The organism is Haloferax sp. ATB1, assembly GCF_000730175.1.
Window position 1 is genome coordinate 1 of sequence record NZ_JPES01000016.1, and the last position, 23,106, is coordinate 23,106.

A 23,106-nucleotide genomic window follows, 5' to 3' on the forward strand; every position below is an offset into this window, starting at 1 on the left:
GATGTCGGCCCCGCGGTCGGCGGCGATGGCCGTGCCCGCGACGGTCGCCGCGAGGTTGTCGCCCGGCCTCTCGCCGACGAGCGAGAACATCGACTTGTGGGAGTGGCCGACGAGAATCGGGCAGCCGAGCGCGGCGAACTCGTCGGCGCGTCCGAGGAGTTCGAAGTTCTCGGCCTTCGACTTCCCGAAGCCGAGACCGGGGTCGACGATGAGGTTCCGCCGCGGGATGCCCGCCTTCTCGGCGAGTAACACCAGTTCGGTCAGTTCGTCGATAACGTCCTCGACCACGTCGTCGTAGTCGACCTCGCGGTCCGGGTCGACCGGCGCGTCGATGCTGTGCATCACGATGACCGGCGCGTCGCGCTCGGCCGCGAGGAAGCGCATTTCGGGGTCTTCGAGACCGGTCACGTCGTTGAGAATGTCCGCGCCGGCGTCGAGGGCGGCCTCGCCGACGGCCGCCTTGCGCGTGTCAACGGAGACGAGCACGTCGAGGTCGGCGATGGCCTCGATGACGGGCGCGACGCGGCGAATCTCCTCGTCGACGGGGACCTCGTCCGCGCCGGGACGGGTGCTCTCGCCGCCCACGTCGATGATGTCTACCCCGGCGTCGACCATCGTCTGCGCCTGTTCGACGGCGTCGTCGATGTCGTAGAACTCCCCTCCGTCGTGGAAGCTGTTCGGCGTCACGTTCAGGATACCCATGACGGCCGTGCCGTCGTCCCACGGGTAGTCACCGGCGTCGCCGCCGTTCGCGCCGTCCTCGTCGCCTTCGCCACCATTGTCCGCGCCGAGCGCCTCTCGAATCTCAGCTGCGACGCCCGCGAGCGCGTACGGGCGGGCTTCGAGGGCCGCCGTCAGTCGCTCGAACTGGTCGAGCGTCCCGGTCAGGACCACGTCGACGAGTTCGCCGCCGAACTCGTGGCCCGAGATGGCGCAGTCGCCGCCGACGGACAGCAGTTCCTCGCGGAGCACTCGGGCCTGTCGGCGCTGGACACGGGTGTGGACCGTTCGGTTGACCGCCCGCTTCGCGCGCTCGCTCCGGTCGGCGGCGTCGGCGACGTTCGCGCGGTCGAGGGTCCGGCGGGCGTCGTCGAGAGTGCGGTGGGCCTTCGGGACGACCGCCCGCGTCCACGTCGTGCGAGCCTCGGCGACGACGTACAGCGAGCCGACGACGAGCACGCAGTCGTCGGAGTCGGCACGGGCGCGCGCCCGGTCGAGCGCCGAGGCGACCGCGCCGCCGGTCTCGACTTCGGGGCCATCGAGTCGCCCGAAGACGGACGACGAGAATCTCGGGGTCTTCGCCGCGCGAGATGTCGGCCTTGCAGGTGACGACGGACGCGACCTCCGGGAGCGCCCCGACCATCTCGCTGTGGTCCTTGTCGTGCATCGCGCCGTAGACGAGGTGGAGGTCGTCGTAATCGAACTCGTCGAGGACGGTGGCGACCTGCGCGCAGGCGTCGGGGTTGTGCGCGCCGTCGAGGACGACCGTCGGCTCCGTGCCCATGACCTCGAACCGACCCGGCCAGTGGGCGTTTCGGAGGCCGCGGTGAATCGCCTCCTCGCTGATGTCGGGGCGGACCTGCCGGGCGAGCGACACGGCGATACCGGCGTTTCGCGCCTGATACGCGCCCAAAAGCGGGATGCGAACGTCGAGCGTCTCGGCGTCGGTCTCGACGGTGACGGCGGCCTCCTGATGGTTGACGCGGCCGCCGTAGGTGGCGCGAACGTCGGCGTCTGAGTCGGCGTCGCCGACGGTCAGCACGTCGCCGGCCTCCTCGCGGATGACCGATAGTGCCTCGCCGGTCGCCCCGGTCACGAGCGGCGCGTCGGCGGGCGCGACGGCGGCTTTCGTCTTCGCGATTTCCGCGACGGTGTCGCCGAGGACGGCGGTGTGTTCGAGCGAGACGTTGGTGACGGCGCTGGCGACCGGGTCGACGGCGCTCGTCGCGTCGAGTTCGCCGCCCATGCCGACTTCGAGCACCGCCACGTCGACGCCCGCGCGGTCGAAGTACCACAGCGCGAGGGCGGTCACGGTCTCGAAGAAGGTCAGCGGCTCGCCGTCGGCGGCCCGCTCGACGAGGTACGGCTTGGCTTCGGCCACGAACGCCGACAGCGCGGACTTCGGAACCTTCCGGCCGTCGACGCGGATTCGCTCCCGCACGTCGTCGAAGTGCGGCGAGGTGTAGAGGCCGACGTGCGCGCCCGACTCGCGCAGCATCGCGTCGGCCATCCGGGCGGTGCTTCCTTTGCCGTTCGACCCCGCGACCTGCACGAACGACACGTCTTCGTGGGGGTTGCCGAGGTGAGAGAGCAACCGCCGAATCGACTCGGTCCCCGGCTTGACCTGAAACCGCCGGAGGTCGAAAAGGAAGTTCACCGCCTCGTGGTACTCCATACGCGTGAGAAACCGGACGGTGGGCTTAGGCCTAACGCTCGACGTCACTCCTGCGACACGACGCCGGCCTCCGGCGTGCTTCGACCGCGGCGGGTCGCGACGACGCGCCGCGGGCGCGCCGACGCGTCAAACTCAGTCGATGTGGACGACGAGCACGGGACGCTTGGCGTTCTCGATGACGCGCTCGGTGACGCTCCCGAGCGACGTGAGTTTGTCGCGGCCGGTCCGCCCGTGGGTCCCCATCACGACCACGTCGACGCCGTGTTCGTCGGCGTAGTCGAGGATGACGCGGTGGGGGACGCCGTCTCGAATCGCGGTCTTCGTCGGCGCTTTCCCCTCGCACTTCTCGGCGCACATCTCGACCGCCTGTACCGCGTCGTCGCGGAGCGACTGGATGACCGCGTCCTGTTGGTCGCCGCCGGCGGCGAGGTACACCCGCTGGTCGACGACCGACAGCACGTGAACCGTCGACTCCGCCCCGGCGAGTTCGAGCGCGTGCTCGATGGCCTGCATCGTCCCCTCGCTCCCGTCGGTCGGCACTAGGATGTGTTCGTACATACCTCTGTGTTCGCCTCGCCGACACTTGAAGGGACACCGTCGGTGTTAGGTCGTGGGAACGGGTCGTGAGGCGTCTATAAGTGAGTTGCAGACGCTCAGTCGTGGCGGAAGCACCGTGTCCGTCACTAATCGTGACGGAAGCACCGAAGCGCTCCCTCCGGTCGTGCTTCGAGCTTTAGGCTCTCTTTCGCTTCGCTCAGTCGTGCCTAAAGCACCGCTGACCGGTGAAGACCATCGCAATCCCGCGCTCGTCGCAGGCCTCGATGACCTCCTCGTCGTTCACCGAGCCGCCGGGCTGGATGACCGCCTCGATGCCCGCGTCGGCCGCCTTCTCCACGCCGTCCGGGAACGGGAAGAACGCGTCGGAGGCCATGACGGCTCCCTGCGCGTTCTTGCCCTCGGCGTGTTCCTCGGCCTTCATCGCCGCGAGTTCGACCGCGTCGACGCGGGAGACCTGCCCCATGCCGACGCCGACCGTCTCGGTGCCCTTGGCGAAGAGGATGCCGTTGGACTTCACGTGCTTCAGGACCTTCCACGCGAACAGCATCGTCTCTAACTGCTCGTCGGTCGGCTCCGTCTCGGTGACGACTTCGAGGTCGTCGAGCGTCGGCGTCCAGAGGTCGCGCTCCTGAACGAGTCGGCCGCCGACGAGCGCCTTCTCGGTGTAGGTCTCGGTCCGGTCGCCGAGTTCGCCAACATCGAGGACGCGCAGATTTTTCTTCTCCGTCAACACGTCGAGCGCGTCGTCGGTGTAGCCGGGCGCGACGACGACTTCCTTGAACGAGTCGATGATGAGTTCCGCCGTCTCGGCGTCGCACTCGCGGTTGAGCGCGACGATGCCGCCGAAGGCGCTCATCGGGTCCGTGGCGAGGGCGTCGGCGTAGGCCTCCGCGAGGGTGTCGGCGGTGGCGCAGCCGGCGGGGTTCGTGTGCTTGATGACCGCCGCGGCGGGCTCGTCGAACTCCTTGATGATGTTCAGCGCGCCGTCGGCGTCGTTGTAGTTGTTGTACGAAAGCCCCTTCGCGCCCTCGTTGAGCTGGGGCGCGCCGACGACCGACGCCTCGTCGCACGTCTCGTCCACGTAGACGGCGGCGTCCTGATGGGGGTTCTCGCCGTAGCGGAGTTCGTCGTAGCGGTCCTCCGAGGTGACGCGGCGCTCGGGGAGGCCGGCGTCCACGTCGCCCTCGACGGTGACCGAATCGTCTTCGACCGTCACGCGGTCCTCGGCGAACCAGCGGACCGCGCGGGGGTAGGCCTTGAACTCGGCGTCGTAGAGGACGCGCGATTTGAGGTCGTCCGCGTCGTCGTCGGTGTACACCGGGACGGCTTCCTGCGTGACGATGGGGCCGGCGTCGACCTCCTCGCTGACGACGTGGACCGTACAGCCGGTCGTCTTGACGCCGGCGTCGAGGACCTGCTCGTGGGCGTCCATGCCGGGGAACGCGGGGAGCAGCGACGGGTGGACGTTGAGCGTCGTCGGCGCGGCGTCGAGGAACGTCGAGGTGAGCACGCGCATGTAGCCGTCGAGACAGACGAGGTCGAAGTCGTAGTCCGCGAGGGCGTCGAGGATGCGCTCCTCGTGGGACTCGCGGGATTCGTCGTCGCCGCGTTCGACGACCTCGCTGGGGATGCCGTGTTCGTCAGCCCAGTCGACGACGGGCGCGTCGGCGCGGTTCGAGACGACGACGCCGAGTTCCGCCCCGCCGGGGGCGCGGTCGGCGACGTTGCGAAGGTTTCGTCCGCGGTTGCTCGCGAGACCGGCGATGGTGACCATGTGAGGATGGCGACTCGCGGCCCTCAAAGTGGTTGCGGTCCGCGTCGCCGACATATACTCAATTGTGTATATATAGAACCGACCGGGGCCGGAGATGGGCGTTGAGTACGCATACTCGTGCGTAATTCCCGGAATCGCGGCGGCGACGAACCCCCGGCGTTTAACGTCCCCCATCGTGACGACTCAGACATGACCGACGCCGACCGGCACGACCCGCTGTACGCGGTGTCCCCGCTCGACGGGCGATACGCCTCTCGAACCGCACCTCTCGCGCCGCACGTCAGCGAGGCCGCGCTCATGCGCGCCCGCGTGGAGGTCGAAGTAGAGTACCTCCTCGCGCTCGCCGACCTCGACGCGACGCCGCTTTCGTTCTCCGAGGCCGAGCGCGCCGACCTCCGGGCGCTCTACGAGGAGTTCGACGCCGACGACGCCGACCTCGTGAAACGGCTCGAAGTCGAGGGCGCGGCGGGATTCTCGGCGACGAACCACGACGTGAAGGCCGTCGAGTACTTCATCCGCACCGAGACCGACGAGCCGGTTCACCCGTGGATTCACTTCGGGCTCACCTCCGAGGACGTGAACAACCTCGCCCAGCGCCTCATGGTGAAAGGCGCGGTCGAGGAGGTGCTCGTGCCCGAACTCCGCGACACGCGGGACGAACTCGTCTCGCTCGCGCGGGAGTTCCGCGACGTGCCCATGCTCGCGCGGACTCACGGTCAGCCCGCGACGCCGACGACGTTCGGCAAGGAGATGGCCGTCTACGCCGCCCGCCTCGGCGGACGCTCGCCCGCGTCGAGGCCGCGACCGACGACCTTGCCGGCAAACTCGCGGGCGCGTCGGGCGTCTACGCGGCCCACGTCGCCGCCTACCCCGACGTTGACTGGCGGGCGTTCTCCCGCGAGTTCGTCGGGTCGCTCGGCCTCGACCACACCGCGCTCGCCACGCAGGTCAACCCCTGCGACGACCTCGCGGCGCTGTTCGACGCCGTCCGCGGCGTCAACAACGTGCTCGTCGACCTCGACCGCGACGCGTGGCTGTACGTCTCCGACCGCTACCTCGGACAGGAGGCCGTCGAGGGCGAAACCGGCTCGTCGACGATGCCGCACAAGGTCAACCCCATCGACTTCGAGAACTCCGAGGGCAACCTCTCGAAGGCCAACGCCGACCTGACGTTCCTCGCCGACTACGTGACGACCTCGCGCCTCCAGCGGGACCTCTCCGACTCCACGGTCAAGCGAAACATCGGCGCGGCGTTCGCCCACTGCCTCATCGGCTACAAGAAGACCCAGACCGGCCTCGGCAAGGTCGTCCCGAACGAGCAGGTCATGCGCGACGAACTCGACGACACGCCGGCCATCATCGGCGAGGCCGTCCAGACGATTCTCCGCCGCGAGGGCGACACGCAGGCCTACGAGCGGGTGAAGGAGCTCACCCGCGGCCGCGAGGTGACGCTCGACGACTTCCACGACCTGTTTGCGGACCTCGACGTGGACGAGGAGACCCGCGAGGAACTGCTCGCGCTCACGCCCGCGACGTACGTCGGCCTCGCGGACGAACTCGTCGACGACATCGACAACTGAGGGGTCGGCCGGGCCGCCGGGGCGTCCTTCCGCCGAATCCCGCCGAATCGACACGCGCTCTTTTCCGAGTCAGCCGAACGCGCCGCTGAGCGGAGCGACCGTCAGGAGAAAACCGAAACCGCCTCAGAGGCCGACGGGCACGGGATATCGGCCTCGGCGCGGTTCGGACACGGGTTCGGAGAGCGCCGGCACGGTTGGGCTGGACAGGCTGGTCCGCGCGGTGCGGTGCGTCATGGGCTGGTGTGACGACGCTGGGCGCTCACCGTGGATGAATTATTTACTCATCATAGAATAAGTCTTTTGGTGGGGTGGTACGTTGGTGGGTGTATGAAAGCAATCGCCGTCGAGCGCGGGGAAGACAAACCGGTCGTCATCGAGAAGCCGCGACCGGAACCCGACGCCGGGGAGGCGCTCGTCCGGACGCTTCGGGTCGGCGTGGACGGGACGGACCACGAGGTCATCGCCGGCGGCCACGGCGGGTTCCCCGAGGGCGAAGACCACCTCGTGCTCGGCCACGAGGCGGTCGGCGTCGTCGTCGACCCGAACGACACCGAACTGGAGGAAGGCGACGTCGTCGTGCCGACGGTCCGCCGCCCGCCGGCCTCGGGGACAAACGAGTACTTCGAGAAAGACCAACCCGACATGGCCCCCGACGGGATGTACGCCGAACGCGGCATCGTCGGCGCGCACGGCTTCATGTCCGAGTACTTCACCAGCCCCTCGAACTACCTCGTTCGCATCCCGCGCTCGCAGGCCGACCTCGGCTTCCTCATCGAACCCATCTCCATCACCGAGAAGGCGCGCGAGCACGCCTACGCGAGTCGGTCCGCGTTCGACTGGAACCCCTCGTCGGCGCTCGTCCTCGGCAACGGGAGCCTCGGGCTCCTGACGCTCGCCATGCTGAAGGCCGACGACAAGGGCTACGAGAGCCTCTACTGCCTCGGCCGGCGCGACCGACCGGACCCGACTATCGACATCATGGAGAGACTCGGCGCGACGTACGTCGACTCCCGCGAGACCCCGGTCGAGGAGATTCCGAGCGCACACGAGGGCATGGACTTCATCTACGAGGCGACCGGCTTCCCCAAACACGCCATCCAGTCGGTGCAGGCGCTCGCGCCCAACGGCGTGGCCGCGCTCCTCGGCGTCCCGAGCGACTGGGAGTTCGAGGTCGACGCCGGGGCGTTCCACCGCGAGATGGTGCTCCACAACAAGGCGCTCGTCGGCAGCGTCAACTCCCACGTCAAGCACTTCGAGGCCGCGACCGTGACGTTCACCAAGCTCCCGCGGTGGTTCCTCCGCGAGTTGGTCACCGGCGTCTACCCGCTTTCGGAGTTCGAAGCAGCATTCGAAGACGACGACACCACTATAAAAACCGCCATCGAATTCGGTACTGTATGAAGAACGTCGACGACCTCATCGCCAGCGCGGCTGAGCTCGCGGACCGCGGCCTCTCGAAAGGCGAGATTGCCGACGAGTTGAACGTCTCCCGCGAGACCGCCAGCTGGCTTGTCGAACGAAGCGGCGCGGCGACCGAACCCGAACCAAAGGCGGAACCCGAAGGCCCCGACGACATCCACGTCGACTGGAACGCCATCGGCAGCGGCGGCAAGCGCCTCACCTACGTCGGGCGCGCGCTCGCCGACCTGCTCATGGAGACGAACGGCGAGGCCGACGTGACCGTCGGCATCGAGAAGGCGGGCGTCCCCCTCGCTACCTCCGTCTCGCGCGAACTCGAAACGACGCTCGGCGCGTACTCGCCCGCGAAACACCAGTGGGACGAAGGCGACCTCGAAGACCTCGGCGGCGGCTTCTCCCGGAACTTCTCGCCCGTCGAGGGCCGCAAGTGCTTCATCGTCGACGACACGGTGACGAGCGGCACGACCCTCCGCGAGACCATCGACGCCATCCGCTCCGAGGGCGGCGAACCGCTCGCGTGCGTGGTCATCGTCGACAAGCAGGGCGTCGAAGAGATAGACGGCGTCCCCGTCCACTCGCTCATCAACGTCGTCCGCGTCGGCGAGCAGTAAGTCGGGGGCTCGGTCGGTACGGGCGGTACCCGTTTGACCGCGACGCAACTCCTTTGTCCGCCCGGCCGTTATCTGGGTGCATGACGTTCCAACCGGAGAGCTTGGACCCGGAGGAAGTACAGACCCGCGTCGACGAGGCGGTCGGGAACAACCACGTCGTTCTGTTCATGAAGGGCAACCGCCTGATGCCGCAGTGCGGCTACTCGGCGAAGGCGGTCGACCTCATCTCCCAGTACGTCGACGAGTTCGAGACCGTCGACGTACTGCCCGCGCTCCCGCACTACCGCGAGGCGCTCAAGGAGAAAAGCGACTGGGAGACCATCCCCCAGACGTTCGTCGACGGCGAGTTCGTCGGCGGCAGCGACATCCTCGAAGAACTCGACGAGCGCGGCGAACTCGAAGCGACGCTGACCGGCGCGAACTGACCGCCGGAAACGACTCCGGCAGACCGCCGGACTGCGGCCCGACACCGACTTCTTATCTCTCGCCTACCGAGAAGGGGAGGCCATATAAGCCTCGAACTCGTACATGCACACAGGTATCGCCATCCGGGTGCGCCCGCACCGTGGCTCTCGTCGATACCGAAGCCAACAATGTCAGGCCGCGTATATCGACTCCATTCGACGTTGGAACTGCCACTCGAAGACGTGATGGACTACTTCGAAAACGACCCAGAGCTGCCGCCTGAGGTCGAGAACGTAGACATCACCCGCCGAAACAACACACTCATCATCAAAGCCGTCTCCGCCGACGACAACCTCAGCAAGTACACGCCGACGGCTCAGTTGAAAGCGAGCGTGACGGAAAACCGCGTCTACGAAGAAGAGCCGCCCCGCGCCGGCGCGCCCAGTTGGGGGGACGAAGAAGAAGAGGAGATTCCCTCCGAACTCGTCGAGTTCGCCTGCTTCAAAGGCGACCTCGAAACCGTGCTCCAGAACACGGCGCTCCAGTACCCGATGTTCCTCGTCCTCCGCGAGATTGCGATGCTCTCGGAGAAGGGGACGCTGACCGCCATCACCGAGGAGGGCGACGAACTGCAGGCGACGCGCATCGTCGAGGGCGAGGTGCGTGCCGCCTCAGTCGAAGTCGTCGAGAACCCGCAGCAGAACGGCTCCTCGGACAGCGGAATCAACTGGCGCGACAACAAGTTCATCTCCTAAACGCGTCGTATCTTCCAATCCCGTCACCGCCGACCCACGTGAGCCAGCGGCCCAAATCGTGTTCGGTGGTATCGCGCCCCACACGACTTCTCGGGCAAAAAGCATTTACACGTCCTAATTAGATGTAATTACACACCATGTCGGAAGCCGAAGCCTTCCCGGACTACCTCGACGTCGACTACACCGACGGTGAGGGAGAGACGCCGGAGGACTACCCGAGTATCGAGGACAAAATCGAGAAGGCCATCGAGGTCACGAAGCAGGGCCTCGAACAGTACGAGAACCCCGCCGTGATGTGGACCGGTGGCAAGGACTCGACGCTCACGCTCTACTTCATCAAGGAGGTTGCAGAGCGCTACGACCTCGAAGTCCCGCCGGCGGTCTTCATCGACCACTACCAGCACTTCGACGAAATCATGGACTTCGTCAAGCACTGGGCCGACGAGTGGGACCTCGACGTCATCTGGGCGCGCAACGAGGACGTCGGCGCGTACGTCGACGAAAACGGCCTCGAACCCGGCGACGACATCCCGGTTTCCGAACTCTCGGAGCACAACCAGCACCACATCCGTAACATCCTCGAATACGAGGAGGACACGTTCCCGTTCCTGCTCGACACCTACGTCGGCAACCACCTGCTGAAGACCGTCGCGCTCAACGACACGCTCGAAGAGTACGACATCGACGGCGTCATCTCCGGCGTCCGCTGGGACGAACAGGAGGCCCGCGCCGACGAGACGTTCTTCAGCCCCCGTCACGACCCCGACATCTACCCCCCGCACGACCGCATTCAACCCATCCTCCAGTTCGAAGAGAGCGCCGTCTGGGACGCCTTCTGGTACTTCGCGGTCCCCGACACCGTCGAGAACTACCCCGAGGACGGCTACGTCCCGACGAGCGACACCGACCTCCCCGAGGGCGTCACGCAGGAGGACGTGCCCGTCTCGCCGAAGTACTTCGCCGGCTTCCGGAGTCTCGGCAGCGAGGTCTCGACCGACAAGTCCGCCGAGGAACCGGCGTGGCTGCAGGACATGGAGAACACGACCGAGCGCGCGGGCCGCGCCCAGGACAAAGAGGACCTGATGGAGCGCCTGCGCGACCTCGGCTACATGTGACGACGGCCGACACCTGACGCGAACGCCGCGTCGCGGCCACTTTTTCGCGGCCCCGCTTCGAGAGCGACTGCGACCGTCCCACAGCGGAAACAGCGATATTCTCTGCGAGCGATTCCTGTTGTATGGTTCACACGTTCCCCGACTACCTCGACGTCGACTACGACGACGGCCGCGAGGAGACCGCCGCGGACTACCCGACGCTGGCGGACAAACTCGAAAAGGCGGCCGCGGTGACCGCGACCGCCCTCGAACAGTACGAGTGCCCGGCCGTCATGTGGACCGGCGGGAAGGACTCCACGCTCGTCCTCTACGTCGTCCGCGAGGTCGCCGCCGACATGGGCGTCCCCGTGCCGCCGGTCGTCTTCATCGACCACTTCGAGCACTTCGACGAGACCGAGGCGTTCGTCCGCGAGTGGGCCGACCGCTGGGGCCTCGACCTCGTCGTCGCCCGCAACGAGGAGTTCGCGCGCCTCGGCGCGTCGCCCGGCGACGAGATTCCCCTCGCGGACCTCGGCGACGACACCCGCCGCGAACTCGCCCGCCTCGGCTACGAGGGCGAGACCGTCGTCCTCGACGCCGACTCCTTCGAGGGCAACCACCTGTTGAAGACCGTCGCGCTCAACGACGCCATCGAGAACCGCGGCTTCGACGGCGTCTTCTCCGGCGTCCGCTGGGACGAACAGGAGTCTCGCGCCGACGAGACGTTCTTCAGCCCCCGTCACGACTCCGAGAAGTACCCGCCGCACGACCGCGTCCACTCCATCCTCCAGTTCGAAGAGGCCGACGTGTGGGCGGCGTTCTGGAACTACATCGTCCCCGACTCGGTCGAGGGCTATCCCGCGGGCCACGTCCCCGCGACCGTCGACGACCTCCCCGAGGGCGTCGAGCCCGCCGACCTCCCCGTCTCGCCGAAGTACTTCGAGGGCTACCGCTCGCTCGGCACCGAGTCCGGCTCCGCGAAGTCCGACGACCGCCCCGCGTGGGTGCAGGACCTCGGCGCGAGCGCGGAACGCGAGGGGCGCGCGCAGGACAAAGAGGACCTGATGGGTCGGCTCCGGGATTTGGGCTACATGTGAACAGGGTCTGACGATAGCCGTTGCCCACTGTTGTAGAAGATCTAATATGATTGCGAGCGGGACGTGCACGCGTGTCCCGCTCACCTCCCGATTTCTGGCCCACCATCGTCGGTCTCGTCGGCGTCATACTGGTCGCCGCGGCTGTCTTCGCGCCGTGGGGGTCAATCCTCTGGACGTACGAGTACAGGGCCGAACAGGTCACGCCGAGCGACGAACATCTCGCCGAGGTCGTAGGTGTGGCCGACTCGACTGCCGCGTGTGCCGATACCTGCGACCTCGCCGAGACCGTCAGCGCTGACGGCCCACGGGTCGTCTCAGACGCGACGTACAGGGCCAGCTACGCGTTCGATTCGGAGCATCGTCTGGTAGTGTTGCGGGACCGAGACGGTCCGTTCTACCGGCCGAATATCACGCGGTACGAGAACGACACGGTCCGGGTCGACCTCGCGCCGGTCTCGAACGCCACCGCGCTCGAACTCGCGTCGACACCCGCGTGGCGCTTCCCGAGCGCGGTGGAGCGAGTCGCCGAATCGGGGTCGGTCCGGTCGGGCCACGACCTCGCGGGGATGGCGCGTTGGGAAGAGACGAACGCCATCATCGCATACGACGGCGGGTACGCCCGATACGCTGGCCACACGGGTCGCGGAGGGATGGACGGCGCAACAGTCTTTCCTCGCGTCTGGCTCGCCGCGGCCGGCGCGCTCTGTTGTTACTACGCCGGACGCTTGGTATCGTAGGCGCTCGCACCTCTCCCGTTGCGCCGCCGACGCTCCCGTCATCTTGATGCTCACACCGTAGCGCCTATCTTCCCCAACGCGCTATCGCCTCCAATGACAGCCGAGTGGGTCAGTCTCTTTTCCGGCGGAAAGGACTCCTCGTGGGCGCTTTACCGCGCGCTCGAAGAAGGACTCAACGTCTCCCGTCTCCTGACCGTCCACCCAAGCGACGACTCGTACATGTACCACGTCCCGGCGACCGACCTCGCCGCGCTCGCCGCCGAGAGCACCGGCATCGAACTCGTGGAGGTCCACCCCGGCGACCTCGAAGCGACCGACGCCGACGACTCCGGCGCGCAGGGCGACGCCGAGCTCGAACCGCTCGAAGCGGCGCTGTCGGAGCTCCAGTCCGAGATAGACCTCGCGGGCGTCACCGCCGGCGCCATCGAAAGCGAGTTCCAGACCGACCGGATTCAGGCGATGTGCGACCGCCTCGATATCGACCTGTTCGCTCCGTTGTGGCAGGAAGACCCCCGCGAACTCGGCGACGCCATGCTCGCGGCGGGCTTCGAAATCACGATCATTCAGGTCGCGGCCCACGGCCTCGACGAGTCGTGGCTCGGCCGGACGCTCGACGCCGACGCGCTCGACGAACTGGAGGCGCTCAACGAGCGGTACGGCGTCCACATCCTCGGCGAGGGCGGCGAGTTCGAGACGCTCGTCACCGACGGACCACACATGGACCGGCCCATCGAACTGGAGTACGAGACGGAGTGGGAGGGGACCCACGGCCGGCTCCGCATCACCGACGCGTACCTCGGCTGAGAAACAAGAACCCGCGTCCGCGGCTCGAACCGCGGGTCGGCGTTACTGCTCGTTCGTCAACCGCGAGTGCGCCCCGATGAGGGCGTTCGAGAGGTCGAGGCTATCGATGTGGGTCTCCTCGTCGACGATGGAGTTCTTGAGCTCCGCGTTTCGGATGACCGCGCCGGGGAAGACCACGGACTCTTCGAGAACGGAGTCCTCGACGACCGCGTCGGCCATGACGTGGACGTTGGTGCCGACCTCCGTGTTCGTGAGCGTCGCTGACTCGTGGATGAAGTTCTCGCCGCCGAGGTACCACGCCACGGCGTCGAGGTAGCTCTGGGGCGTGCCGATGTCGAACCACGCCTCGTCGAACGTGTAGGCGAACAGGTCGCCGTTCTGCTGGAGCCACTGCATGAACCAGCCGGGCTCGTCGGGGTTGTTGTCGCCGGAGAGATACTCGTCGAACTTGGGGAGGTCGCCCGCCGGGATGGCGTAGCAGGCGATGGAGACGAGCGTGCTCTTCGGGTCTTCGGGCTTTTCTTGGAAGTTGATGACGCGGTCGCCGTCGAGTTCGACGAGGCCGTAGGCCTTCGCGAGCTCTTTGTCGCCCACGTCGTAGGCGGCGAGACACGGCGCGTTCTTCTCGTAGAAGAAGTCCACGAAGTCGGCCACGTCGAAGCTGATGAGGTTGTCGCCCGCGATGACGACGAGGTCCTCGTCGACCTCCTCGCGGTCGATGAGTTGGGCGAGCGCACCCACGACGCCGAACTTCTCGTCTTCTTCGCTCGTGTCTTCGACCGACAGCGTCGGCTTTTCGAACGGCGACTCGTCGATGTACTCCTCGAACGCGCCGGCGAAGCGCTCGTTCGTGCTCACGAACACCTCCGAGACCCGGTCGTCGGCCTCCAGGTCTTCAAAGATGGTGTCGATGACCGTCTGGTCACCGACGGGTAAGAACATCTTGGGTCGGTGTTTGGTAATCGGCCACAGACGCGTCGCGTACCCACCGGCAAGGACGACTGCCTTCATATCCTCAAATCCCGCCACGTGGACAAGGCCTTTTTGCATCCTCTCTATCTTGCTGACATTTCTCGGCGGGAGACGGCGCAAGGGATTTTCCCTTCGACTCCCAACCCAGCGATATGACAGCCCGGGAGTCCGACACGACGGCCCGCCAGCGCATCGCCGACGCCCTCCGCGACGACCCCGCGACGGCCTCCGAACTCTCGGCGAGCGTCGGCGTCTCGGTGTCGTCGGTGTACGGCCACCTCCAACACGTCGCCCGAACGGTCCACGGGGAGGACGGCGAGCAGTTCCTCGTCGCGCCGCCGGAGTGCAACCACTGCGGCTTCACCGCCTTCGACGACCCCGTGAACTACCCCTCGCGGTGTCCGGAGTGCCGAAGCGAAAGCATCGAAGAGGCCGTGTTCAAAATCGAGTAGCGAGCGCGGTCAAAACGACGCGATGGTTCGGTTGTGGTAGTCGAGAAACGCGGAACCGAGGTCGTGGTCCTCGCGGACAGAGAGCGAAGCGCCGTCTAACTCGCGCTCGTAGGCGTGAGAGATAGCGTGCGTCTCGGGGTCGACCGCTATCATGCCGTAGTCGAAATCCGCGTGGTGGTCGGGACAGAGGACGAGGAGGTTCGCCTCGACGTCCGGGCCGTCGTGGGGCCGACCGAGCGGTCTGAGGTGATGCGCCTCGGCGTATCCGTCGTGAACACCCCGGCGACGGCGCTCTCCACAGACCTGGCACGTGTGGGAGTACCGCGCCTTCAACTCGGTTGCGAGCGCCGTGTTCCGAATGATTCGGCTCCGCGTCGTCTCGGTGCGTTCCGCGGGCGCGAGGTCCGCGGCGGCTTCCTCGTCGTCGACTCGGTCCCGCGTTTCGTGACGGCGGCGAAGCACGAATCGATAGACGTCCCTGTCGTCGCCTTCGAACGGTCCGCACGCGTAATCGACGACTTCGACTTGACCTTGGTACTCCCAGTCGGCCTCCCCCGACTCCCGATGGAAGAAGAATATCGGTAACGGGTGGCGTTTCGCCCGCGCCAGAAACTTGTTTCCGCCGGTGAGCGTCTGGTCACCGGTCCGTCCCTCTCCGATGTACGTGAACTCGCCGCCGGTCACGTCGTCACCGTACGGTCCGGTGTCGCTCGAAAAGAGACGGAGATACCGCTGGTCGTCGTCGTCGTAACAGATTTCGATGCCTCGTCCCGTCATTCCGCGGTCGAACCGCGAGGTGAGTTCTGACCCGCTCAACCGTTCGCCGGGTTCGAGCGAGAGCGCTGCGAGTTCCACAGCAGTTCCGACGACCGACCGACGAAAAAACGTTCTCCCGCGACGGGTGGTGCCGCCCGGACGGAACCGACTAGTTCGCGTCTAACTCGTCCAACAGCGTCTGGGCCGCCGCGGCCGACGAGCCGGGGCCGCGCGCGGTGATGAGGTCGCCGTCGACGGTGACGCTCGTGTCGCTGTCGAGTTCGGCGTCCCAGACGCCGCCGGCGGCCTTCACCTCGTCTTCGACCCAGTAGGGAAGCTTCCGACCGTCGGGCATCAGGTCGTCGTCGTCGACGATGCCCTCCTCCCACTCGTTGGGGAAGCCGGTGACCTCGCGCCCCTCGACGAGGAACGAGCCGTCGGCCTCGCGGGTGAACCCGAGGATGCCGACGGCGTGGCAGACGACGAGCGCCTTCGAGCCGTCGCCGGCGACAGCCTGCAGGAGCGCCTGCCGGGCGTGTCGGTCCTGATTGACGTCCCACGCGGTCCCGTGGCCGCCGGGGAACACCACGGCGTCGTACTCGTCGGCGTCGACCCGCGCGATCGGCTCCGGGTTCTGGAGTCGCTCGTCGTTCTCGTGGACCTCGACGACGCGCTCGGCGAGTTCCTCGCCGACCTCGTCGGGGTCGACAGAGCGCTCGTCGACGACCGGCACGCCGCCCGTCGGCGTCGCAACGGTCACGTCCACGCCGGCGTCGGTCAAGCTCGTAAGCGGCTCGATGCACTCTTCGCCCCAGTAGCCGTCTTCGCTGACGATGAAAAGCGCCGATGTCATCGCTCCCCGGTACGGCCCGGTCACAAAAAGGCCCCGCGGAGGCGGAAATCCGCGGGCGAACGCGACGCGGCGATGACGCCGCGGCCGCGTCGGTGTCGGGTCAGTCGTCGCCGTGCTCGTCGACGATGACGACTTCGCCGTCTTCGACGGTCACGTTGATGAGCGTCTTGACGTGGTGTTCCGAGTCGTCGAGCTCGTTCGGGCCGGCCTTCTTGATGATGGCGACGGTGTCGACGACGTCCGCGCCGATGTGGTCGAGGGCGTCGAGGACGGCCTTCATCGTGCCGCCGGTCGAGAGCACGTCGTCGAGGACGAGCACGCGGTCGCCCTCGTTGACGTCGTTGATGAACATGTCGCCCTCGGAGTAGCCCGTCTGCTGGTGGAGCGACACCTCGCCGTCGAGACCGTACTCGCGCTTGCGGATGACGACGAGCGGGATGTCCGTCATCAGCGAGACGGCCGTCGAGATGTGGATGCCCATCGCCGCCGGCGTGACGATTTTGTCGACGTTTTCGAGGTTCGCCTTGCGGATGATCTTGATGACGATCTCGCGGAGGAGCCCCGGCTTCAGCATCGGAACGCCGTCGCTGATGGGATGAACGAAGTACTCGTAGTCTCCTTTTTCGATGATCGGCGCGTCGAGAAGGGACTGCCGCAACTGGTCCATGGCGCTCGTTTCCCCGGTTAGGCATAAAATGTGGCGGTTCGAAGGCTCTCGGACACGCCGACCCACGCCGTACGGTATCTCCTCTCGTGGAGGAGACGCCGACGAGCGCGGCCGCTCTCGGCCCGGCCTGATTCTCGGTCCGGAGCGCGGCGCTCCGGAGAGTCGGTTACATCCCGCCGAGAAGCTGTGACGCGGTCTTCACGAGCGGCTCGACGCTCTCGTCGGGGTCGACGAAAAGCAGCATGCCGCGGCCGCCGCAGTAGACCTGCAACACGCCGTAGCCGTCGCGTTCCTCGAAGCGGTACTCGACGCTGTTCTGTACCGGACTCAGCCCGGAAAACAGCCCGCGTTCCATGAACTCGCGCCGAGTCTCCTCGGCGAGCGAACTCAGATGCGCCACGAGTTCCTCGCGGCTTTTGAAGTCCTCACGGACCGTTTCACCGACGTGAAACAGGTCGAACGCCGTCGCACCGTAGACGGCGACCAGCGAGACTGCCCCCTTCGCAGTCCCCCGGAGCGCGTCCATCGCGACCTCGCTGTCGGGTCCCGGTCCGTTGACGGATGCCATCCGTGACGGGTCGATTATCATTCGTTTCCCCCCCTGCCCTGACGCTGCGCGTCTCCCTGCCCGGAGCGCGCGCCTGGACGTATCATGAATCTCAGATTGTCAGTTGTTGCTATAAATGTAGAGGTGTAGTTTCTCTCGCTGAAAAACCGGCCTCAGGACGGGTAGGACGCCGTTTGACACCCGATTCGGAGAACGAGACACGACAGCGAAGCGGGGATCGACGGGCTGCGAAGGACGTGACAGGGACGGGCGCAGACGCCGGCGGACGGTCGGCCGTCAGTCGGCTCCGGGCTCGGTTCGCTCGCTCGATAACGTGGGAGTCAAGCGGACCTCGGCCCGGAACCCCTCGACCGAAAGCGAGACGACCGTCTCGTCGAAGTCGCAGTCGTAGCGGCGGCGGTGCGTGCCGTCGTCGCGGACCTCGGTCGTCGAACTGACGAGACCGCACTCGCACAGCCGGTCGAGCCGTCGGTACACGGTCGGAAGCGAGAGGTCGAGCGTCTCACCGAGCTCCTTGGCGGTGCGGGGCTCGCGGCGGAGCGCCACGAGCAGTGCCCGGGACTCGGTGTCTCCGAGTATATCCAAGAGTTCGTCGCTCGATGCACGTCCGTCCATCTCTGATGAAAGCCTCCGAACCCGCGTATAAAGTAGTTGCGCCCCCGAGACGGTGACCGCTTTCAGGGCGGGCCAGCGGGGTGAGAGAGGGCCGAACCGGGGACTCCAGAAACTATGACAAGTATCTCTGATTGGACACCTCGCGTGCGGACGAAGACGGCTGACAGCGCGACCGCCTCCCTCACGGACGACGCGGTGGAGTCGCGTGCGCTCGTCGGTGAGACGGGCGCCGCGACGCGTGAGCACAGCGCCGATCGGGCCGCGCGGACGAATCCCGCCGGCGCGACGAATATTCTCGAAGGGGTGACTGTGCTCTAAGACGTAGTATCGTCGTCCGAGAATATAAATTTCGCCCTCAGTAGAAAATCATGAAGTTGAGAAATCAGCGAATAAACCGACCGGGCGTCCCGTTTCGACGCCGGACAACCAACGGGTTTGACAACACCTAAGTCGGCGCTTCCCGCAATTTCCCCCGTGCAACCCACACCGGAAGTCGTCCTCGCGGTCGTCTTCTTGCCGTTTCTCGCCGCGGCGTTCACCCCGGTAGTCTACCGGCTCTTGGGTGAGCGCACGGCGTACTTCGCGGCCGCCGTCGCGCTGGTCACGCTCGGCCTCGTGACGGACCAGTATCTCGCGGGGGCGCACGGAACCGTGCCGTTCGACTGGATTCCCTCGCTCGGAATCTCGCTGGCGTTTCACGTAGACGGGTTGGCGCTTCTCATCGCCTTCCTCGCCAGCGGGGTCGGCGTGCTCATCCTCACGTACTCCGGAGGATACATGCACGGCGAGCCGGGCCAGGCGAAATACTACGCGACCCTGTTGGCGTTCATGGGCTCGATGCTCGGCGTCGCCCTCGCGGGCGACCTCGTCGCCCTGTTCGTCTTCTGGGAGCTGACGAGCCTCTCGTCGTTCATCCTCATCGGCCACTACACCGGCGAGGAGGCCTCCCAGTACGCCGCCCGGAAGTCGATGCTCATCACCGTCTCCGGCGGCCTGTTCATGCTGGTCGGCTTCCTGCTTCTCGTCTGGGCGTCCGGCCAGACGACGGCCATCGAGGGGACGACCTACAGCATCCCGCTTTTGGTCGAACACGCGGACGCGATTCGCGAGGTCCTGACGGCCTCCGGTCTGCTCGTCCCCGTGCTCGTCCTCGTCGGCCTCGGCGCGGCGACGAAGTCCGCGCAGGTCCCGTTCCACGTGTGGCTTCCCAACGCGATGGAGGCTCCGACGCCGGTCTCGGCGTTCCTCCACTCCGCGACGATGGTCAAAGCCGGCGTCTACCTCGTCGGCCGATTCCGCCCGCTTTTCCTCCCCGAGGACGCAGCGGTGCTCGGCGAGTGGACGCTCGTCTTCGCCGTGCTCGGCCTGCTGACGATGACCGTCGCGGCCATGCTCGCGGTGAGCGCGACCGACATCAAGGAGCTGCTCGCGTACTCGACGGCCTCGCACCTCGGCCTCATCATCGCCGGCTTCGGCTTCGCCAACAGCTACGGCGCGGAGGCCGGCGCGTTCCACATCCTGAACCACGCGAGCTTCAAGGCCGCGCTGTTCATGGTCGCGGGCATCATCGCCCACGAGGCCGGCACGCGGAACATAGAGCGCCTCGGCGGGCTCCGGAAACACCTGCCCGTGACGGCCGTCATCGCAGTCGTCGCGTCGCTGTCGATGGCCGGGTTCCCGCCGTTCAACGGCTTCTACTCGAAGGAACTGCTGTTCGAGTCGACGTACTACGCCGCCGAGCACATGGGCGGCATCGCGTGGGTCTTCCCGGTCGTCGCGGTGTTCGGGAGCGTCTTCACGTTCCTCTACTCCATCAAGTTCGCCTCGCTGTTCTTCGGCGACGAACCCGACGGACTGGGCCACGTCCACCGCCCGCCGGTGGCGATGCTCGTCCCGCCGGCGATTCTCGGCGCGCTCGTCCTCGCCATCTCCGCCCAGCCGAACCTCTTCATCGAGGGGCTCATCGGCGACGTGTACGGGAGCGTCGTCCCCGGCGAGGCGCACTCCTTTTCGGTCCACTTCCCGACCGAACTCACTCCGTACGTGATCATGAGCATCGTCACCATCGTCGTCGGTGCGGCCGCCTTCCCGTTCTACGACCGCATCCACGACGCCATCAACGCGGCGCTGCGCGGCCCCGTCCGCGCGAACTGGTGGTACGACAACTTCGTCGAGGGACTGACGACGACGAGCGTCGCCGTCACGCCGAAGATTCAGACCGGCCTCCTGCGCACCTACGCGACGTGGGGCCTCTTCGGCTTCGTCGCGCTCGCGCTCGGCGGCTACGCGGCCGCGGGCGTCGCCCTGCCCGGGTTCAGCGAACTCAGCGTCTCGATTCCCATCGTGCTCGTGCTCCTCGTCGCGCTCGTCGCCGCCTTTGCGGTCGACGTCGCGCCGTCGCACGTGGCGGGCGTCCTGACGCTGTCTATCGTCGGCTTCATGGTCGCAATCTTCTACATCCTCGCGGACGCGCCCGACCTCGCGTTGACCCAACTGGTCGTCGAGACGCTCGTGTTGGTCATCTTCCTGCTCGTCTTGGACCGCCTGCCGGCGTTCTACGGCGACGCGCCGGACCGACTCGTCTCCGTCCGCGACGGCCTGCTGTCGCTCGCCGTCGGCGGGACGGTGTTCCTCACCGTCCTGCTCTCGACGGACGCCTCCCCAGACCCGCTGCTACAGGAGTTCTTCGTGTCTCGGGCCGGCGTCCCGGCGGAACACGGGCCGTTCTTCGCGGACTACGGCGGCGGATCGAACATCGTCAACGTCATCCTCGTCGACTTCCGCGGATTCGACACCATGGGCGAGATTTCGGTCGTCGTGATGGCGTCGCTCGCCATCCTGACGCTGATTCGCATGCGGACGCGGGGTGAGGGCCAGTGAACGGCTCGTCCGGTCGGACGACCGTCATCTCGCGGACCGTCGCGCGCATCGTCGTCCCCATCATCCTCGTGACGGCTATCGCGCTGTTGTTCCGCGGGCACAACCTCCCCGGCGGCGGCTTCATCGGGGCCGTCCTCGCGGCGGCCGCGTTCGCGCTCGTCTACATCATCTTCGGGCTGGAGTTCATCCAGCGGGAGGTGCTCGCCATCAAACCCGACGGCTCGGAGCGACACCGACTCGTCGAGACCTACCGCTGGATGGCCTCGCTCGGCCTCGCAATCGCCGTGGCGTCCAGCCTCGCCCCGCTCGCGTTCGGCGCGCCGTTCCTGACGCAGGGCGTGCTCTTCGTGGAGCACCTGCCCATCTACGGCGAACTCGAAGTCGCGAGCGCGTTCGCCTTCGACCTCGGCGTCTTCTTCGCCGTCGTCGGCGGACTGCTCACCATCGTCGCGGAGGTCGGTAACGAATGACCCAGTTCTTCCTCGCCGCCACGCTCGGCGTCCTGTTCAGTATCGGCACGTACCTCGTGCTCCGACGCGACGTGGTTCGCGTCGTCTGGGGTATCAGCATCATCAGCCAATCGGCCAACGTCTACCTCGTCACCATGGGTGGGTTCGACGGACTCGCGCCCATCCTCTCGGGCCACGGCGCGAGCGGTCCGGCACCCTCGGACCCCATCGTGCAGGCGCTCGTCCTCACCGCCATCGTCATCGGCTTCGGGACGACGGCGCTCGCGCTCGTCCTGACCTACCGGGTGTACGAGGAACACGGCACAATCGACATGTACGAACTCGGAGGGAGCAGATGAGCACGGTCGTCATCGCACCGCTCCTCGTGGCGCTCGTGACGGCGATTCTGACGCTGCTCACGCGCCCGAGCGACATACTCCAACGGACGGTCAGCCTGCTCGGCGGCGTCGCCTACCTCGTCGCCGTCGCCGCCCTGTTCGACGCCGTGGTCCTGCCGCTCGGCGGCGAGTCGACCACGCTCGTCTATCAGGTCTCGAACTGGGCCGCGCCGTTCGGCATCACGCTCGTCGCCGACGCCCTGTCGGTGTTCATGCTGGCGCTCACCGGCTTCGTGTCGCTCCTGGCGCTCGGTTACTCCGTCGCGTCGGTCGGCTCGTTCGGCCAGCGCCTCAGCTACCACACGCTGTTCCACTTCATGGTGGTCGGCGTCACCGGCTCGTTCCTCACCGGCGACGTCTTCAACCTGTTCGTCTGGTTCGAGGTGATGCTCATGTCGAGCTACATCCTCGTGCTGTTTTACTCCGGCCGCGAGCACACCCGCGCGGCGCTCAACTACGTCGTGCTCAACCTCATCGGGAGCGCGGTGATGCTCGTCGCCATCGGCGGTCTCTACAGCACGACCGGGACGCTCAACATGGCCGACATCGCCCGGCGACTGGCCGAACCGGCCGCCTACGACATCGAACTCCTGCCGACGCTCGGCCTGTCGGCGGTGCTGTTCTCGGTGTTCGCGCTGAAGGCCGGCCTCGCGCCCTTCCAGTTCTGGGTGCCCGCGGCCTACCGCGCCGCGCCGTCGCCGGTGACCGCGATGCTCGCCGGCGTCGTGAAGAAGGTCGGCGTCTACGCCATCGTCCGGCTCTACTTCACTGTCTTCGCCGCGGCGTCCATCGACCTCACCTTCCTCGGCATCACCGGGGAGTCGTTCCTCGGCTTCTTCGGCCCGGTCATGTTCGCCATGGCCGCGGTCAGCATCGTCCTCGGCGGCATCGGCGCGGTCGGCCGCGACGACGTGGACGGCATCCTCGCGTACTCCTCTATCAGTCAGGTGGGCTTCATCGTCCTCCCGCTGGCGGTGGCCGCGACCGCGCCGTCCGAGGCGGTTCGGGCGCTCGGCGTGACCGCCGCGCTCGTCTACGCGTTCAACCACGGTATCGCCAAGAGCCTGCTGTTCCTCGCGAGCGGCACGCTCAAGGACGTCGTCGGCAGCGACCGCCTCTCCGACCTCGGCGGCCTCGCCGACAGAGCGCCCGTGCTCGCCGCCGGCTTCCTCCTCGGCGCGCTGACGCTCATCGGCGTCCCGCCGCTGTCGGGCTTCTTCGGGAAGTACCTCGTCTTCCAAGCGGCCGCGGAGGCGTTCGCCGCGGG

The 23,106-nt window shown here is 66.8% G+C and carries 22 protein-coding genes and 2 pseudogenes; 15 read left to right on the forward strand and 9 right to left on the reverse strand.

What is annotated here, in order from left to right; all coding sequences use genetic code 11:
• The 3 genes and pseudogenes from folP to purH form a co-directional block, all read right to left on the reverse strand.
• Positions 1 to 2,395: pseudogene (gene folP, locus ATB1_RS02895) on the reverse strand (dihydropteroate synthase); the annotation flags it as partial.
• A 132-nt stretch (positions 2,396 to 2,527) separates the two neighbouring features.
• On the reverse strand, positions 2,528 to 2,953 hold the full coding sequence (locus ATB1_RS02900) for a universal stress protein (RefSeq protein ID WP_042662189.1): 426 nt from the start codon (positions 2,951 to 2,953) through the stop codon (positions 2,528 to 2,530).
• Positions 2,954 to 3,149: 196 nt separating this feature from the next.
• Positions 3,150 to 4,727, reverse strand: a complete 1,578-nt coding sequence (gene purH / locus ATB1_RS02905) for a bifunctional phosphoribosylaminoimidazolecarboxamide formyltransferase/IMP cyclohydrolase (protein ID WP_042662207.1) — start codon at positions 4,725 to 4,727, stop codon at positions 3,150 to 3,152.
• Between the two features lie 189 nt (positions 4,728 to 4,916).
• Here purH and purB point away from each other — a divergent pair.
• The 9 genes and pseudogenes from purB (at position 4,917) to ATB1_RS02950 (ending at position 13,229) form a co-directional block, all read left to right on the forward strand.
• Positions 4,917 to 6,307 (forward strand): annotated as a pseudogene (purB, locus tag ATB1_RS02910) (adenylosuccinate lyase).
• A gap of 327 nt (positions 6,308 to 6,634) precedes the next feature.
• Positions 6,635 to 7,708 (forward strand): glucose 1-dehydrogenase, encoded by a 1,074-nt coding sequence (locus ATB1_RS02915; RefSeq protein WP_042662190.1) that lies wholly within the window; start codon positions 6,635 to 6,637, stop codon positions 7,706 to 7,708.
• Positions 7,705 to 8,337, forward strand: coding sequence for a transcriptional regulator GfcR (gfcR, locus tag ATB1_RS02920; RefSeq protein WP_042662191.1), 633 nt, complete (start codon positions 7,705 to 7,707; stop codon positions 8,335 to 8,337). Before ATB1_RS02915 ends, gfcR begins: the two co-directional genes overlap by 4 nt.
• An 80-nt stretch (positions 8,338 to 8,417) precedes the next feature.
• The gene (locus tag ATB1_RS02925) at positions 8,418 to 8,762 is read left to right on the forward strand and encodes a glutaredoxin (protein WP_042662192.1); all 345 of its coding nucleotides are present in this window, start codon (positions 8,418 to 8,420) and stop codon (positions 8,760 to 8,762) included.
• Between the two features lie 168 nt (positions 8,763 to 8,930).
• Entirely contained in the window at positions 8,931 to 9,497 is a 567-nt protein-coding gene (locus ATB1_RS02930; RefSeq protein WP_042662193.1) for a hypothetical protein, read from the forward strand.
• A 137-nt stretch (positions 9,498 to 9,634) separates the two neighbouring features.
• A complete protein-coding gene (locus ATB1_RS02935) occupies positions 9,635 to 10,612 on the forward strand; it encodes a phosphoadenosine phosphosulfate reductase family protein (protein WP_042662194.1) in 978 nt (325 codons plus the stop codon).
• Between the two features lie 122 nt (positions 10,613 to 10,734).
• The gene (locus ATB1_RS02940) at positions 10,735 to 11,688 is read left to right on the forward strand and encodes a phosphoadenosine phosphosulfate reductase family protein (protein ID WP_042662195.1); all 954 of its coding nucleotides are present in this window, start codon (positions 10,735 to 10,737) and stop codon (positions 11,686 to 11,688) included.
• A 71-nt stretch (positions 11,689 to 11,759) separates the two neighbouring features.
• Entirely contained in the window at positions 11,760 to 12,425 is a 666-nt protein-coding gene (locus ATB1_RS02945; protein WP_042662196.1) for a hypothetical protein, read from the forward strand.
• A 93-nt stretch (positions 12,426 to 12,518) separates the two neighbouring features.
• The gene (locus ATB1_RS02950; protein WP_042662197.1) at positions 12,519 to 13,229 is read left to right on the forward strand and encodes a diphthine--ammonia ligase; all 711 of its coding nucleotides are present in this window, start codon (positions 12,519 to 12,521) and stop codon (positions 13,227 to 13,229) included.
• Positions 13,230 to 13,271: 42 nt separating this feature from the next.
• Here ATB1_RS02950 and ATB1_RS02955 read toward each other — a convergent pair whose 3' ends face one another.
• Complete coding sequence (locus tag ATB1_RS02955) at positions 13,272 to 14,240, reverse strand: sugar phosphate nucleotidyltransferase (RefSeq protein WP_042662198.1); 969 nt, start codon at positions 14,238 to 14,240, stop codon at positions 13,272 to 13,274.
• 113 nt (positions 14,241 to 14,353) lie between these two features.
• Here ATB1_RS02955 and ATB1_RS02960 point away from each other — a divergent pair, with 113 nt between their 5' ends.
• Positions 14,354 to 14,653 carry a transcriptional regulator gene (locus tag ATB1_RS02960; RefSeq protein WP_042662199.1) on the forward strand — a complete coding sequence of 100 codons (300 nt, stop codon included), beginning with the start codon at positions 14,354 to 14,356 and terminating at the stop codon, positions 14,651 to 14,653.
• Between the two features lie 9 nt (positions 14,654 to 14,662).
• Here ATB1_RS02960 and ATB1_RS02965 read toward each other — a convergent pair whose 3' ends face one another.
• The 5 genes from ATB1_RS02965 to ATB1_RS02985 all read right to left on the reverse strand — a co-directional run bounded on the left by ATB1_RS02965 (position 14,663) and on the right by ATB1_RS02985 (position 18,112).
• Positions 14,663 to 15,508: an HNH endonuclease gene (locus tag ATB1_RS02965; RefSeq protein WP_042662200.1), complete on the reverse strand. Its 846-nt coding sequence runs from the start codon at positions 15,506 to 15,508 to the stop codon at positions 14,663 to 14,665.
• A gap of 70 nt (positions 15,509 to 15,578) precedes the next feature.
• Complete coding sequence (locus ATB1_RS02970) at positions 15,579 to 16,262, reverse strand: type 1 glutamine amidotransferase domain-containing protein (protein ID WP_042662201.1); 684 nt, start codon at positions 16,260 to 16,262, stop codon at positions 15,579 to 15,581.
• A gap of 100 nt (positions 16,263 to 16,362) precedes the next feature.
• Positions 16,363 to 16,929 (reverse strand): hypoxanthine/guanine phosphoribosyltransferase, encoded by a 567-nt coding sequence (hpt, locus tag ATB1_RS02975; RefSeq protein WP_004970945.1) that lies wholly within the window; start codon positions 16,927 to 16,929, stop codon positions 16,363 to 16,365.
• Positions 16,930 to 17,095: 166 nt separating this feature from the next.
• Entirely contained in the window at positions 17,096 to 17,497 is a 402-nt protein-coding gene (locus ATB1_RS02980; protein ID WP_042662202.1) for a hypothetical protein, read from the reverse strand.
• A gap of 276 nt (positions 17,498 to 17,773) precedes the next feature.
• Positions 17,774 to 18,112, reverse strand: coding sequence for a winged helix-turn-helix domain-containing protein (locus tag ATB1_RS02985; protein ID WP_042662203.1), 339 nt, complete (start codon positions 18,110 to 18,112; stop codon positions 17,774 to 17,776).
• A gap of 144 nt (positions 18,113 to 18,256) precedes the next feature.
• On the opposite strand from ATB1_RS02985, the gene ATB1_RS22245 reads away from it, so the two are divergent.
• The 5 genes from ATB1_RS22245 to ATB1_RS03005 form a co-directional block, all read left to right on the forward strand.
• Positions 18,257 to 18,430, forward strand: coding sequence for a hypothetical protein (locus tag ATB1_RS22245; RefSeq protein ID WP_198526027.1), 174 nt, complete (start codon positions 18,257 to 18,259; stop codon positions 18,428 to 18,430).
• Between the two features lie 156 nt (positions 18,431 to 18,586).
• Positions 18,587 to 20,992: a hydrogen gas-evolving membrane-bound hydrogenase subunit E gene (gene mbhE / locus ATB1_RS02990; RefSeq protein ID WP_042662204.1), complete on the forward strand. Its 2,406-nt coding sequence runs from the start codon at positions 18,587 to 18,589 to the stop codon at positions 20,990 to 20,992.
• Positions 20,989 to 21,462, forward strand: coding sequence for an MnhB domain-containing protein (locus ATB1_RS02995; RefSeq protein ID WP_042662205.1), 474 nt, complete (start codon positions 20,989 to 20,991; stop codon positions 21,460 to 21,462). The genes mbhE and ATB1_RS02995 overlap by 4 nt, the downstream gene beginning before the upstream one ends.
• A complete protein-coding gene (locus tag ATB1_RS03000; RefSeq protein ID WP_004043872.1) occupies positions 21,459 to 21,800 on the forward strand; it encodes a sodium:proton antiporter in 342 nt (113 codons plus the stop codon). The genes ATB1_RS02995 and ATB1_RS03000 overlap by 4 nt, the downstream gene beginning before the upstream one ends.
• Positions 21,797 to 23,106 (forward strand): complex I subunit 5 family protein (locus ATB1_RS03005; protein ID WP_042662206.1); only part of this gene is annotated, 1,310 nt, incomplete at its 3' end. The genes ATB1_RS03000 and ATB1_RS03005, both read left to right, overlap by 4 nt.